Below are 13,951 nucleotides of genomic sequence, written 5' to 3'. Positions count from 1 at the left end.
AGGCCGCGATGGCGCAGGCACAGGCGCGGCGTGCGACGCAGCGGGCGGCGCCGTCTGTGCGGAAGCCTTGAGCCTGTCGATGCGCGCCTTTGCGAGTGCCGCAAAGCGGCCATTCGGATATGCCTTCAGATACGCCTCATAGTCGCTGGCGTAATTGCTGTCCTTGATCGATTCCCAGAACGTCAGTTCATATTGCTCGTTACTGTCTTTGGGCAGAATGCCGCGGCTATTCAATGCGACCACGGCATCCGGTTCGTATTCCGTTTGCGCTGATAGTTGACTTGAAGCGAAGACACGCACCGGTTGCGTCAACGACGATACGGTCCAGGGCTTTTGCATGCCGTGCGTTTCGTCTGCGACGCGTTGCGCCACGTGAGCGAAGACGGATTCGACAGGCTCATCGGGCGCGCGCTGCATTTCACGCAGCCATGCGCCCGTGAAGATGCCATGGCGGGCGCCGTCGGCAGCCTGAGCACCTTGCGCGGTCGCGTACGCGATCAAGGTTTGCGCGGGCATCCGCAAAGCCACACGCGCCGGTTCGAACGGTTGCGTGAGGCACGCATCCAGCACGATGAGATTGAGCGCATGTTCGCGCGGTACGGCGAACGCTTCGAGCACGCTCGACAGATCGACGCTCTGATTGATCAGTGCAGCGGGTGCGAACGGATCGGCGCCAGCGGAAGCAAGCAAAGTGGTATGTCCCGCCTGAAAGCCGTGACCCGCGAAATAGAACAGCGCAGTGCCGCCCGGCTGCAAGCGGCGGCGGAATTCGGCGAGCGCGTCGCGCATCTGCCGCGCTGTCGCGTCGGTGCGCAGGATGACATCGAAGCCTTGCGCGCGCAACGAATCGGCCACGCCTTGCGCATCGCGCACTGCATTGGGCAGTGTGCCCGCCGCGTAACTGGCGTTGCCGATCACGAGCGCGACCTTGCGCCCGGCAGCTTCAATGGACACGCCGTCAGCCCTGGCAACAGATATGGCATCGCTCGCGCCGGGCGGCCCCGGCCGAGCGTCGGCTCCTCGCATCTGGAGTGCCCCGATCATGCATACCAGCAGGAGTTTTCGCCACATTTTTCAGATCCTGGTTGTTCTGGACGTTCTCTATAGAACGTCGTCATCGGACGAACCGGCTCGATCATGCCAGCCATCGCTCGCGATGCTGCCCGATACCCGTGCGACGTATTTGCCTGGACCACCTCTACCAACGATAGCACGCAGTTACAACGTCAGATGGTTAACGAGCAGGGCGTATCTTTTTAACAAGTTACGTCCTAAGCTAAAACGGAAGCAAGCAGCACTGACCCTCCCTGGGAGAATGCGCAATGCAAAGAAGAATAAGGCTCGCGGCGATCGGCGCGCTCTTTCTCGCTTCGGCGCAGGTGTTTGCAGGACCGACGCCTTCGCCGCCCGGCGCCGAGGTCTACATCATCTGGCCGGCGGACGGCACCGTGATCACGGGTGGCAAGCTCTGGGTTCGCATGGGCTTGCGCAACATGGGTGTATGTCCGAAAGGCGTCAATACGCCAAACACGGGCCATCACCATCTGCTGATCGATACCGACTTGCCGCCGATGGATCAGGAAATTCCCTCTGACCGGAATCACCTGCATTTTGGCGCCGGCGAAACGGATGCGCGCATCGAACTGCCGCCCGGCAAGCACACGATTCAACTGCTGCTCGGCGACTACAACCATGTGCCGCACAATCCGCCCGTCTATTCGAAGAAGATCACCATCATCGTGAAGTGAGCATGCGCGAGCGTTGCGCCGGTTGCACGGCGCATTCGACGCGACGCGCCAGACGGAGAGCATCAGCCATGATCAGGATCGTTGTTGCCGCTGCGGCGCTTGCCGCTCTCACCTCGATGAATGTGGCATTCGCCGGGCCGACGCCCGCGCCCAAGGATGCCTACGCGTACATCGGCTATCCGAACGACGGACAGGTCGTGCCCGCGAACAAGCCGTTCCGCGTGTGGTTCGGCCTGCGCTACATGGGCGTCGCACCCAAGGGCGTCAAGTATCCGAACACGGGCCACCATCATCTGCTGATCGACACCGATCTGCCGCCAATGCCGATGGATCAGGAGATTCCTTCTGACCGGCAGCATCTGCATTTCGGCGCGGGCGAAACAGAAACGATGGTCACGTTGCCACCCGGCAAACACACGCTGCAATTGCTGATGGGCGATGAGAATCACATTCCGCACAATCCACCCGTCTATTCGAAGAAGATCACGGTGATCGCGAAATGAACGAACGTGTGTGCTCAACGTTCTTTTTCAGTGCTGTCTTTTTCGAACCAACAGTTTTTCGCCGAATGTTGGCTGCGTGGCGGCACTAAAAAGTCAGGTCGGAGTGCGTTGAATTCGTATGTGAAAACGCGGCATGACGCGCGACCTAATGGCAGCAAGGTTTGGCAGGTTTTTCGCGGCGCTGGCAGTGCAACTGGCACAGCCTATGCGTTGTAAGGTCCGAGCAGACAAGATGCCCGAACCCAAGCCGAAACACCTTGGCAAACCTTCGCTTCCTCTTAGGAGAACTGTCATGAGCGCACTGATTATCAACGACCTGTCCGTTACCGAAGAACTCAATAGCCAGGCCATGAAGGCTGTGCACGGCGGCCTTCTCTCCGATCCGTTCTTTCAGCTGATGACGTTCGACTTCGACAGCAGCAAGCATGTCTATGCGCCGCAAATGATCCAGCAGCAAATGGATATCAACAACATGAGCGGCAACAACAACGCGTTTGCATCGAACATCAAAACGACGATCCTGCCGACCATGATCGCCAGCAACAACGTCACGGTGAACTAGGTAGTACGAGGCGAGCCCCGCGGAGGTGCAGACCAGCCTCCGCCGGTTCCGGGAAAGCCCCGAAGCAGCTTGCATCACGCGTCGTCAAAAAGATTCAGAAGCCAATCGTTCTGTCCACACGACCGCCGCGGCACCGCACGCACTCCACGCCCAACGAAATCCGCCGACATCGATAGAGATGCCGCGCTGGACGTGCTTTACTTTAAAGGCGCGCTTTGCACGTGCAGTACAGCCGGGAAAGATCGGAGAATATCGTGTCCGCGTTGCCTGATTCATTCGTCGCCGTCGCTCGCACATTCACTGCCGCTGCTATTTGCGCTGCCGCGCTGGCTGGTTGCGTCGACGTTCACATGGCCGACTACAAGCGCCCCGATACGCCCGCGAAGGCGTCGTGGTCCGACAAGACGGGCACACTCGTTTCACCCGCCGACACTATCGTGCCCGACTGGTGGAAGGGCTTCCAGGACCCGTATCTGAATACGCTGATCGCCAGGGCGATCGAAGGCAACTTCGATATCAAGGTACTCGCCGCGCGCATCGACGTCGCGGGCGCGCAGATCGGCGAAGCAAAGGCGGGCGCATTGCCGACCGCCGATCTCGGCGCCGGCGCCAATTTCCAGAAAGTCACCGGACAGCCGCTATCGAAGCAGTACAACATCGCTGGCCAGGTGAACTGGGACATCGACATCTGGGGCAAAGTCGAAAAGGGCGTGCAGGCGCAAAAGGCCGAATTCCACGCCACGGAAGCCGACTGGCGCGCGGGTTATCTCGAACTCGTGTCGAACGTGGCGACCACGTACTTCCAGATTCTCCAGTTCGACGACCAGATCGACGCGCAACAGAAGATGGTCGACGAAAACAAGAAGATTCTCGCCATCTACGACGGCATGAGCCGCAACGGTCTCATACCGAAGACGCAGGTGTTGCGTCAGCAAGCCGAAGTCAATCGTCTAACCAAGGATCTCCTCGATCTGCGCCGCTCGCGCAATCTCGCGAACAATGCGCTGTGCACGCTGATCGGCGTGCCCGCAGGGGAATTCACGGTACCGGTCGGACATCTGCAGCAGCGTGTGCAACAGCCGCCTGTGCCAGGCGGGCTGCCGTCGCAATTGCTCTCGCGCCGGCCCGATATCGTCGCATCGGAATTGCGCGTGCTCGAAGCGTACAACCTGGTCGGCGAAGCCAAGCTGGCGCAATTGCCGACCATCAGCCTGACGGCACATGGCGGCACCGCGAGTTTCGCGCTGTCCGATCTGTTGAAGTCGTTCACTTTCGGCTTCATGCCGAGCATCAATATTCCTCTGCTCGATCCGGGCGTGCGGGCACACGTCAAGACCACGGAAGCGCAAACCACGGTTGCCGAGCAGCAATACCGGCAGACGGTGATGGGCGCATTCGAAGAAGTGGAAAATGCGCTCGTCAATCTGGATTCGCACAAGCAGCAGCGTGGCGAATTGGTGCAGGAAGTCGAGCGCCTGAGCGTGGTCAATGCGCAAATGCAGTCGCAATTGCGCGAAGGCGTGATTTCGCAACTGGACGTGTTCGAGACGGAGCGCACGCTGCTGCAGGCGCAACTCGATCTGCTGACGAATCACCAGCAAATACTGTCGGACACGGTACTGCTTTATAAGGCACTCGGCGGCGGCTGGCCGGCTGTCGATGTTCAGACGCAAGTGAAGCAATAAGGCTTCAATACCGAATCGTTGCCGCGAGCCAATAGCGTAAAACACTGGCACGGTTTTTAAATACGTCACGGCTTAAACCGTTTCCCTATCACAGACCGCATTAGCCGTACCCATAATTGACTAACACCATGTGTGACTTAAAATTCCTGATTAGCCGCTCATTGGGTCTGCATGGCGGCTGCGTCGAATATGTACTGGTCGCCGCGCCTGTAGAACGCTCTGTTCGTGTCCACGCTTAGTGATGCAAAGAGATGAATCCCGGCGAAGCTTCGATTGCTGAGATGCGGGCGGCTCTGGACAAAGAGTTCGACGTCCTGCTGCTGCCTGTCTCGCACTCTTCTCTCGGCCCCATTCGCATTGTCGACGATCTGTTCGCGATCGGTCGCAGCGAGGCGCCGTTTGCTGACTATCCGCGCGATCTGATCACCAGACTTTCGCGGCGTCATGCGCGCATCTTTAGCGAGCATGGCGCAGTGTATGTCGCCGATCTCGACAGCAAGAACGGCACGACGGTCAACGGCATCGCCGTGCGGCAGACGCCGTCGCGCGTGCGGGCCGGGGACGAACTGTGCTTTGGCGGCGATCTGACGTATCGCGTCGCCATCGAGCCGCGTCCATTCAGTTCCGCTTCGGCTCGTGCCGTTCAGCATCTGACTGTGGTGTTGAAGCCGGAGCGCGTGGATCTGGGGCTCGAACCTATCGACATCAGCGCGTTTCCGTTTCTCGTCAGCAAGACGGACGAACTGTTCTCGCGCTACAAGGATCGTTTTCCGCATCAAGTCAATTACATTTCGCGGCGCCACGCTCATATCTTTCTGAAGAGCGGCGAACCGTGGATCGAAGATCTCGGCAGCACGAACGGTACATTCGTCAATCAGAAGCGGCTTGGCGAATCGGCGGTTGCGCTGCAGAACGGGGACGTCATTGGATTCGGTGGCGATCATTTCGTCTATCGTGTAGCGCTGGAAAAGTCGTTCGAAATCGAGCCTACCTTGACCCAGATGGCACCGCCTGCCGCTGCAGCCGGCTTGCCGGCAGCGCCAGTTCCCGCTGCCGCGCCTATGGCGGCGATGCCAGCGGAAGATCCCGACAAGACGACCTTTGTCGGTGCGGCGCATTCGTTTCTCGACATCTTCTGTGTCGACCGTGCATTGCAGCGTGAAGACGAAGTCAACGAGAACGCGCCGCCGGTGACGCCGGAAGAATCGACGGAAACCCAGACGCGCCGGCCGCACCGCCGCTGGCAATTGCTGTTGCGCGAGTTGACGCGCACCTTCGCGGGCGGCGACCGCACGACGCTGCGGCGTTTCGGCTGGGGCGCTGTGATCGCGCTGATCGTGATTGCGGGACTCGCCGTCACGTTGTACATGCGCAATGCAGCCGAGCGCGATGTAAAAGACCTGCTTGCGGCGGGAGAATACGAAGAAGCGGCGGATAGTGCCACGGCGTCGTTGCAGCGGCATCCCGCGAGCGAGACGCTCAAGGCGCTCGCCAGCGAAGCGCTGATGAAAGCGCGCGTGCCAGGATGGCTTGCCGCGTTGCAGGCGAAGCAGTTCGATCGCGCCGCGGCGCTGATCGAAGGCATGCGCGCGACGAGCGGAAACAATGCCGACGCGCGCACGCTAATCGATCAGTTGGGTTGGGTGGACGATCTGGAGCGTTTCGTGGTCGGCCGCGGCGGAGCGGACGCACCGATTCGCATCTATAGCGACGAAAGCCGCATCGGCAATCTGCTCAAGCGCTGGGACGACGATGCAAAAGGGCATCAACGGGTTCTGGACCGCATTGCGTCGTATGTGCCTGAATTCACGGAGCCGTATGCGCAGGCGATGAGCCATCTGCGCAAACTGCAAAGCGACGATTCCGTCTATCTCGCCGCAATCGACCGGCTCAATTCGACGCTTGCGACGGAACTCGGGCGCGACAAGCCGGGAGCGCTGCCTGCCGTAATCGACGACTACGCGCAGCGTTATCCGCGTCTCGCCGGACTGGATACGATCCGCAGCGACCTGAAGCAATACACGGACATCTTCAACGAAATGACGGCGCGGCGTCTCGTTCCGCTACTCGCGTTGATGAAGAAGGCGAACTTCAGTACGCCGCCGTTCCAGTCGCAGTACAGGCAATTGAGCGCGAGCCGTTTGCCGTCGGCGGAAGACGTGGCGAAACATGATGCAGCGAGCGCCGCATGGCAAAGCGGTGACAGCCAGCAGGCGCTGGCCGGGTTGCAGACGATGCCTGCGGGCCCATGGTCGGATGTCATCGCCACGGAACTTGCGCACAAGAAGGCGCTGCTCGACCAGTTCGCCGATGTGCAAAAGAGCCGTGGCTCGGCGGATCGCGACGACAAACTGCTGTCCTTTTACGCCAGTCTCGATCCTGTTGAAGATGCGTATTTCGTGCGCGCCGTGCAGGGCGACGTCAATGCGCTGCGCGACAAGGCATTGGCGCGCGCGCAGGACCAGATCGATCGCGCACAGGGATTGTGGCGGCAGTATCGTGCAAATGGTTCGATCGGCGGCACGCAGCGGCTGGAGTCCGGAATCTCCGGTGGCTTCCGCAGTCAGGCGCAGTTGCTGTCGGGTGCGAACACGTCGGTGCAACAGGGCATGCGCATCTATACGCAACTGAAGGCGGCGCATCCGGCCGGCTCGGATCAGCTACTGGAAGATATCGAAGCGGAAGTGCAATTGCAGCGCCGCTCGCTGCAGGAATTGCGCATGGTGCTCGATGCCGGATTGCTCAAATCGAAACTCGCGTTGATTGGAGGCAGTGACGAAAGTGAAGCGCGACAATCACCCTAAGCCGCTTTACGAAGCGCTCGAAGATCATAGCGCCGAGGGCGTGGCGATTCTCACGGCCGAACCTGTGCGCATCGCGCAGGCACTCGTTCTGACGATGGTTGCGCTCGTCGTCGCGGGCCTGATGTGGTCGTTCTTCGGGCGCGCGGATGTGATCGTCACCGCGCAAGGCACGCTCGCGCCGGAGTCGGACGTGCGGCGCATTTATGCGCCTATCGACGGGGAACTCACTGATCTTTATATCGCTGAAGGACAGCCCGTATCGAAAGGCGACGTGCTCGCACGGATCAATGCGCGCGGCGCGATCGAAGCCGCAACCAATGCGCTTCAGGCGCAATTGAAGCTCGAAGATGCCGAGCGGGAATGGAAAGAGTTTCCGCAAAAGAAAGAACTGATGGAACGCAAGGCGACGGCACTCAAGGATCAGCTCGAAGTGGAAGAGCGTCAGCACGAGAACCGGATTTCGGAAGGCACCACCAAACTGGCCGAAGGGCAGAAAGCGCAACTCGAAGAAGCGCGCAGCACGCTCGACAATGCACGCCGCACGCGCGATGCAGCGCGCCAGGAAGCGGACAAGTACGCGCGTCTGTTCGCTCAGCCAGGCGGCGGTGGCGTGGCCGAATTGCAGGTCGAAGCGAAGCGCAATACTTCTCTGGAAGCGGAAAACGCCTACCGCGTCGCGCAATCGCGGCTCGCCGAACTCGACTTCAAGCTGAGTCACGAATACGCGGAAGCGAACGCGCAACTCGAAGCGAGCGGGCGGCAGTCGACCAACCTGCAGATTCAATACGACGATCTGATCCGCGACATCACCAGCACCGAAGAAAAGCTTCGTCTGCAATTGCAGACGGCGCGCCTCGTTGCGGATGCGGCGGCGCGCATCCGTTTCGAGAACATCGACAAGGACAACTTCCTGCTGATACTCGCGCCGACATCAGGCGTGATCACGGACGTGACGTCGACGCAAACAGGCGACAAGATCCAGGCGAACGCGCCGCTCGGCGGCATTGCACCCAAAGACGCACGCCCCGTGCTGAAGATCGAAATCGCCGAGCGCGACCGCGCGTTCCTGCACGAAGGCATGGCCGTGAAGCTGAAGTTCAACGCGTTTCCGTATCAGCGCTATGGTCTGATCAACGGCACGCTTGCGTACATTTCACCGGCGACCAAGCCGTCGGCGCAGGACAAGCAGCCTGTCTACGAAGGGCGCGTGCAACTCGACAGGAATTACTACCAGATCGCGGAAAACCGCTATCCGTTGCGTTACGGGATGACGGCGAGCGCCGAAATCGTCGTGCGCGAGCGGCGGTTGATCGACCTGGGGCTGGACCCGTTCAGGCAACTGGCCGGATAGCATCAACAGAAGCGATGGCAAAACAAGCGTAGCCGAAAGACCAACCGCCAGCCCGCCTGTTCGTTCGGGCCACCACTAGAGGAGCGGACGAAATGACCGCGATCGTACGAATCGATGATGAAGTCGTGGATGTCGGCGAATTTATACGTCTGTTGAAACTCACGGGCCAGTTCGAAAGCCTGATCGAGCAGATGGTGCGAGACAAGCTGACCGTGCACGCCGCGAGGAAACACGGCGTGACAGTGAGCGCCGACGAGATACAGGAACGTGCCGACCAGTTCCGGCGTGTGCGTGGGCTGCATCGCGCGGCGGATATGAACCAGTATCTCGACACGCTGAAAGTCAGCCTCGACGAATTCGAAGCGTTCGTCACCGACGGGCTGTATCAGGAAAAGATGCTCGACAAGGTAGGCAGCGACGGGGAAATCGAAGAGTACTTTTCGATGAATTCGCCGAAGTTCGATGCAATTGAAGTCAGCCATATTCTGCTCGACGACGAAGGCAAGGCGAAGGAAATGATCTCGTATCTGAACGACGATCCCGACGCATTCGCGGAAATGGCGCGCGAGCATTCCATTGCCGACACGAAAGACTCGGGCGGCGTGATCGGAAAAGTACTGCGCGGGTCGCTGAAACCCGATATCGAGGCGAAGATTTTCAATGCCGCAGTTGGCGATCTGCTCGGGCCGTTCGCATCGCCGGACCGTTCGTGCTTCGAGATTTTCGCGGTGACGGCGAAGTATCCGGCGGAACTCGATGCCGACGTGGCGTCGGAGATCAAACGGCTGTTGCGCGAACAGTGGCTCGTCACGCGCGCGCAGGAACACATTATCGAAGCGCTCTGACTGATACGCGCTGTTGCCGGGGACCGCAAGCATCATGGATGCACCGCAAACCACGCCTTCCATCGCCGACTTTCTGTCGACGGTCGAGATTCTGTCGCCGTTCACGCGCGAGGAACTCGAACGTCTCGCAGAGCATGTGCAATCGCGTTTCTATTCGTTTGGCGAAACGGTGTGCAACGTCGGCGATTCCGCTGACGGTCTTTATGTGATCAAGTCCGGCTCGGTGCGCATCTTTACCGAAGAGCACGGCAAAGAGATCAGCATGGGCGTGCGCAAGACGGGCGAAGTCTTCGCCGACATTGCGATGCTGCGCGCGTATGCGCATGAATCGTCGGTGCGCTCTTCGGGCAAGACGGAATTGCTGTTTATCCCGCGCACTGCGATCGAGCCGATCATTGCCGGCAATGAGGCTGCGCTGACGTTCGTCGCGAGTTATGTTGCGATCAACTCGGCGGGTGGTTTTGTCGCGCAGCTATTCGATTTGCGCGGCAAGCTGAACAAGCAGGAACTGGAAGAATATGTGCGCAGCGTCGGCGTGAAGAAAGTCGCGGCGGGCAAGGAGATCCTCAAGCAGGACGCACGCGACGACCGGCGGCTCTACGTGGTGCGGCAAGGCGAAGTGCGCATCGTGCGGCACGAGGACGGCAACGACTACACGCTGGCGACGCTGCGCGAAGGCGAGATCTTCGGCGAGAAGGCCTGCATGATGCGGCAGGAGCAAACGGCATCCGTGATTGCGACCATGGACACGCGCTTGCTCGTGATTCCCGAGCGCACGGTGCATTTCATCCTCGAGCGCAATCCCAAGCTGCGCGAAGTGCTCGACGAACGCATCAAATACGCCGACCGCGAACTGGATCGGCAAAAGCGCATCGAGCAGCGCCGCAAGCTGCCATTGCGCCTCGACCTGCATTCGAAGCCCGAAATGGGCGAGCGCGTAATACGGCGCTTCGGTCTGGTCGAGCAGGCAGAGGAAATGGATTGCGGCGCCGCGTGCCTTGCGATGATCTGCAAGCACTACGGCATTCCGATGACGCTCGGCAAGCTGCGAGAACTCGCAAACGTGACGACGGCGGGCGCGACGCTGGACAGTCTTGCGCGTGCGGGCGATTCGCTTGGCTTCACGACGCGCGGCGTGCAGTGCACATTCGATTCGCTGCGCGGCTTCGACTTGCCGTTTATCGTGCACTGGGAAGGCTATCACTACGTGATCGTGTACGGCGTGTCGAAAGACCGCGTGTGGCTGGCCGATCCTGCGCTGGGTTTCCGCAAGCTGAGTCTGGAAGACTTCGAACGCGGCTGGAGCGGCACCTGTCTGCTGTTCACGCCCGGGCCGAATCTCGTGCAGCTTTCCGCGTCGCGCTCGCCGTGGTTGCGATTCGTCGGCTATCTGACGCCATATAAAAAGATTCTGATGCACCTGTTCCTCGCGACCTTCGTGATCCAGGTGCTAGGCGTGATACCGCCATTGATCATCCAGAACATACTCGACGGCGTGATCGTGCATCAGAACATCAGCCTGCTGCATCTGCTGATACTCGGACTGATCATTTCGAATGTGTTTACGCAGCTGATGTCGATGGTCCGTGCGTACCTGTCGAATTTCATGGTGCGCAATATGGACTTCGCGATGATGTCGCAGTTCTTCAGGCACACGATGTCGCTGCCCTTCTCGTTCTTTGCGAAACGCAAGACGGGTGACATTTTTGCGCGCTTCCAGGAGAACCAGACGATACGCGCGTTTCTCACTGAATCGACAGTGACGACGGCGCTCAATCTGCTGATGATCTTCATCTACTTCGCGATCATGTTTTTCTACAACGTGAAGATGACACTCGTGCTGATCGCGTTCGTCATTCCGATCATGGCGCTCACGCTGATCGCGACGCCCAAGATCAAGAGCTATGCGCGCGAAACGTTTGCGGCCGGAACGGACTCGAAATCGTTTCTGATGGAAGCACTCTCGGGTGTCGAAACGGTAAAGGGCATGGGCATCGAGCGGCCTGTCCGGTTGCGCTGGGAAAAGAAATACGCAAAAGCACTCGAAGTGCAGTACCGCGCGCATGCGTTCAACATTCTGATCGGCTTTATCAGCCAGCTGCTGAATGCCGCGACGACGATCGCGATTCTCTGGGTCGGCGCAAATCTCGTTCTTGCACGTGAAATGACGATCGGTCAGTTGATCGCATTCAACGCGTTCATGGGCAGCGTATTGACGCCGCTGATGGGGCTCGTCGGATTGTGGAGCATGCTGAACGACGCGGGCGTCGCAATGGAACGTCTCGGCGACGTGCTCGACATCGAGCCGGAGCAGAAGCCCGAAGATTTGCCGTCGCGCGTGATGCTGCCGGATCTGCAGGGCGATATCAGCCTGAGCGGCGTGTACTTCCGTTACGGTGAGACCGACGGCGCCTACGTGCTGGAGAACATCAGCTTTGACATCAAGCCGGGCGAACTGGTCGCGATCGTCGGGCGCAGCGGCTCGGGCAAGACCACGCTGGCGAAACTGCTGGTCGGCTTCTATGCGCCGAGCGAAGGCAAGATGACTGTCGATGGCTACGACATGAATGTCGTCGACAAGGCGTTCTATCGCGCGCAGATAGGCTACGTGATGCAGAGCAATCTGCTGTTCTCCGGCACGATTGCCGAGAACATCGCGAGCGGCGACGACACGCCGGATCGCCGCCGTATCGAGGAAGTGGCGAAAATGGCCGACGCGCATGCGTTCATCGCCAAGCTGCCGCTCGGTTATGAACAGATCGTCGGCGAGCGCGGCGTCGGGTTGTCGGGCGGGCAGATCCAGCGGCTGTGCATTGCGCGCGCGCTGTATCACGATCCACGCCTTCTTGTATTCGACGAAGCAACCTCCGCGCTGGATACACAGTCCGAAAGCAACATCCTCAGTAACATGCACGACATCCTCAAGGGACGCACGGCCGTCATCATCGCGCACCGGCTCAGTACGATCATGCGCGCTGACAAGATTCTCGTCCTCTATGAAGGCGCGATCGTCGAGCAGGGGCGTCACGAGGAACTGGTCAACCGGAAGGGCATGTACTACCAGCTCGTCCAGAAACAGCTGAGTGCGTGATGAAGATACTCGATCAGCAACCTGAAGAAAGCGGTTCGGCCCTTTCGTATGCGGGATTGATCGAGAGGATCGAAATCCTGCGCTCGACATTGCGCTGGTCATCGCGGCTCGAACGCGCGGATATCGAAAAGCTCCTGAAACAGGCGAGTTCCTTGCGCGACGAAGTGATGCAGATGTCGCACAAGGAGCGCTTCGTGCAGGCGGCTGTCGTGGAGCCATTACGCGGCGACCAGTCACGCGGTGCGAGACGTCAAGCCTTGCTTGCGCGCAGCTTCATTTTCGAAGGTACATTCGGCGACAACCCGAAACTGCTGGAAGCGCTCGAAATCTCCGAAAAAGCAGCGCCTACCGATCTGCCTGTTCTGATCGATGGCGAAAGCGGCACCGGCAAGGAACTGATGGCGAAGGTCATTCATGCAAACGGCAGCCGCTCGGATAAGCCCTTTATTTCCGTGAACTGCGGCGCGATTCCCGACAACCTGCTGGAATCGGAACTGTTCGGCCACCGGAAAGGCGCATTTACGGGCGCGACCAACGACCGCAAAGGCAAATTCGAAAGCGCGCACACGGGGACCATCTTTCTCGACGAAATCGGCGAATTGCCTTTGACGGGGCAGGTGAAATTGCTGCGTGTGCTGGAAGCACATGAAATACAGCGCGTCGGTTCGGACGAGCCAATTGGCGTCGATACGCGCATCGTCGCGGCGACCAACCGCAATTTACGCAAGCTGAGCGAACAGGGCACATTCCGCGAAGATCTGTTTTACCGGCTCAGCGTCATTCATGTGACCTTGCCGCCGCTGCGCGAAAGGCGTGACGAAATTCCGCTGCTGATCCAGTACTTCGGCGACGAAGCGGCGGGCGCGCTCAAGCGCCGTCCCGTGAGAATCACCCCTAAATTGCGGGACTTTCTGTTGACCTATGCGTATCCGGGCAACATCCGCGAATTGCGCAATGTGATGTATCGCATTTCGTGCCTCGCCGGCGACATCGCGGACGTCGATCATTTGCCGACGGACATGCGGCCCACGGCGCCTGCAACTTCGTCGCTGTTTGGCGCATCCGCCGATGCGGCGAACGGCACGACAAACGTGACCAACCTGCTGTCACTCAGCGACGCGAAGCGCGCCGCCAGCGATGAAGCGGAAAAAGCCTTCCTGCAGCGCGGCTTGCAGGAAACAGGCGGGACGGTTGCGGAACTGGCACGACGCGTCGACATGAACCGTTCGCATCTTCAGATGCTGCTGAAGAAGCACGGTTTGCATTCGAAGGATTTCCGCCGCGCGCATGCGCAGGCGAATGCGCGCAAGGACGATACGGAAGCGGATGACGAAGCCGAAGTGAACTAGCGTCGAAGAAGTA

General features: G+C 59.6%; 10 protein-coding genes. 9 read left to right on the top strand and 1 reads right to left on the bottom strand.

Annotated features, from left to right (window positions below):
- Positions 1-954: caspase family protein (locus G3O01_RS43380; RefSeq protein ID WP_346779268.1), on the bottom strand; the 954-nt coding region annotated here is incomplete at its 3' end.
- Positions 955-1,322: 368 nt separating this feature from the next.
- On the opposite strand from G3O01_RS43380, the gene G3O01_RS43375 reads away from it, so the two are divergent.
- The 9 genes from G3O01_RS43375 to G3O01_RS43335 all read left to right on the top strand — a co-directional run bounded on the left by G3O01_RS43375 (position 1,323) and on the right by G3O01_RS43335 (position 13,938).
- Positions 1,323-1,748, top strand: a complete 426-nt coding sequence (locus G3O01_RS43375; RefSeq protein ID WP_205813639.1) for a DUF4399 domain-containing protein — start codon at positions 1,323-1,325, stop codon at positions 1,746-1,748.
- 68 nt (positions 1,749-1,816) lie between these two features.
- Positions 1,817-2,251 carry a DUF4399 domain-containing protein gene (locus G3O01_RS43370; protein WP_205813638.1) on the top strand — a complete coding sequence of 145 codons (435 nt, stop codon included), beginning with the start codon at positions 1,817-1,819 and terminating at the stop codon, positions 2,249-2,251.
- A 292-nt stretch (positions 2,252-2,543) separates the two neighbouring features.
- Positions 2,544-2,813: a hypothetical protein gene (locus G3O01_RS43365; protein ID WP_205813637.1), complete on the top strand. Its 270-nt coding sequence runs from the start codon at positions 2,544-2,546 to the stop codon at positions 2,811-2,813.
- A gap of 254 nt (positions 2,814-3,067) precedes the next feature.
- Positions 3,068-4,498, top strand: coding sequence for an efflux transporter outer membrane subunit (locus tag G3O01_RS43360; protein ID WP_205813636.1), 1,431 nt, complete (start codon positions 3,068-3,070; stop codon positions 4,496-4,498).
- 251 nt (positions 4,499-4,749) lie between these two features.
- Entirely contained in the window at positions 4,750-7,302 is a 2,553-nt protein-coding gene (locus G3O01_RS43355) for an FHA domain-containing protein (protein ID WP_205813635.1), read from the top strand.
- Positions 7,280-8,653, top strand: coding sequence for an HlyD family efflux transporter periplasmic adaptor subunit (locus G3O01_RS43350; protein WP_205813641.1), 1,374 nt, complete (start codon positions 7,280-7,282; stop codon positions 8,651-8,653). The genes G3O01_RS43355 and G3O01_RS43350 overlap by 23 nt, the downstream gene beginning before the upstream one ends.
- Before the next feature lie 92 nt (positions 8,654-8,745).
- Positions 8,746-9,498 carry a peptidylprolyl isomerase gene (locus G3O01_RS43345; RefSeq protein ID WP_205813634.1) on the top strand — a complete coding sequence of 251 codons (753 nt, stop codon included), beginning with the start codon at positions 8,746-8,748 and terminating at the stop codon, positions 9,496-9,498.
- A gap of 34 nt (positions 9,499-9,532) precedes the next feature.
- Positions 9,533-12,589, top strand: a complete 3,057-nt coding sequence (locus G3O01_RS43340) for a peptidase domain-containing ABC transporter (RefSeq protein WP_205813633.1) — start codon at positions 9,533-9,535, stop codon at positions 12,587-12,589.
- Positions 12,586-13,938 carry a sigma-54 dependent transcriptional regulator gene (locus G3O01_RS43335; RefSeq protein WP_205813632.1) on the top strand — a complete coding sequence of 451 codons (1,353 nt, stop codon included), beginning with the start codon at positions 12,586-12,588 and terminating at the stop codon, positions 13,936-13,938. Before G3O01_RS43340 ends, G3O01_RS43335 begins: the two co-directional genes overlap by 4 nt.
- Positions 13,939-13,951: the final 13 nt, after the last annotated feature.

This window comes from Burkholderia sp. Ac-20365, from assembly GCF_017104715.1.
Taxonomy (GTDB): Bacteria; Pseudomonadota; Gammaproteobacteria; order Burkholderiales; family Burkholderiaceae; genus Paraburkholderia.
This window is presented reverse-complemented; position numbering and strand designations above follow the sequence as displayed.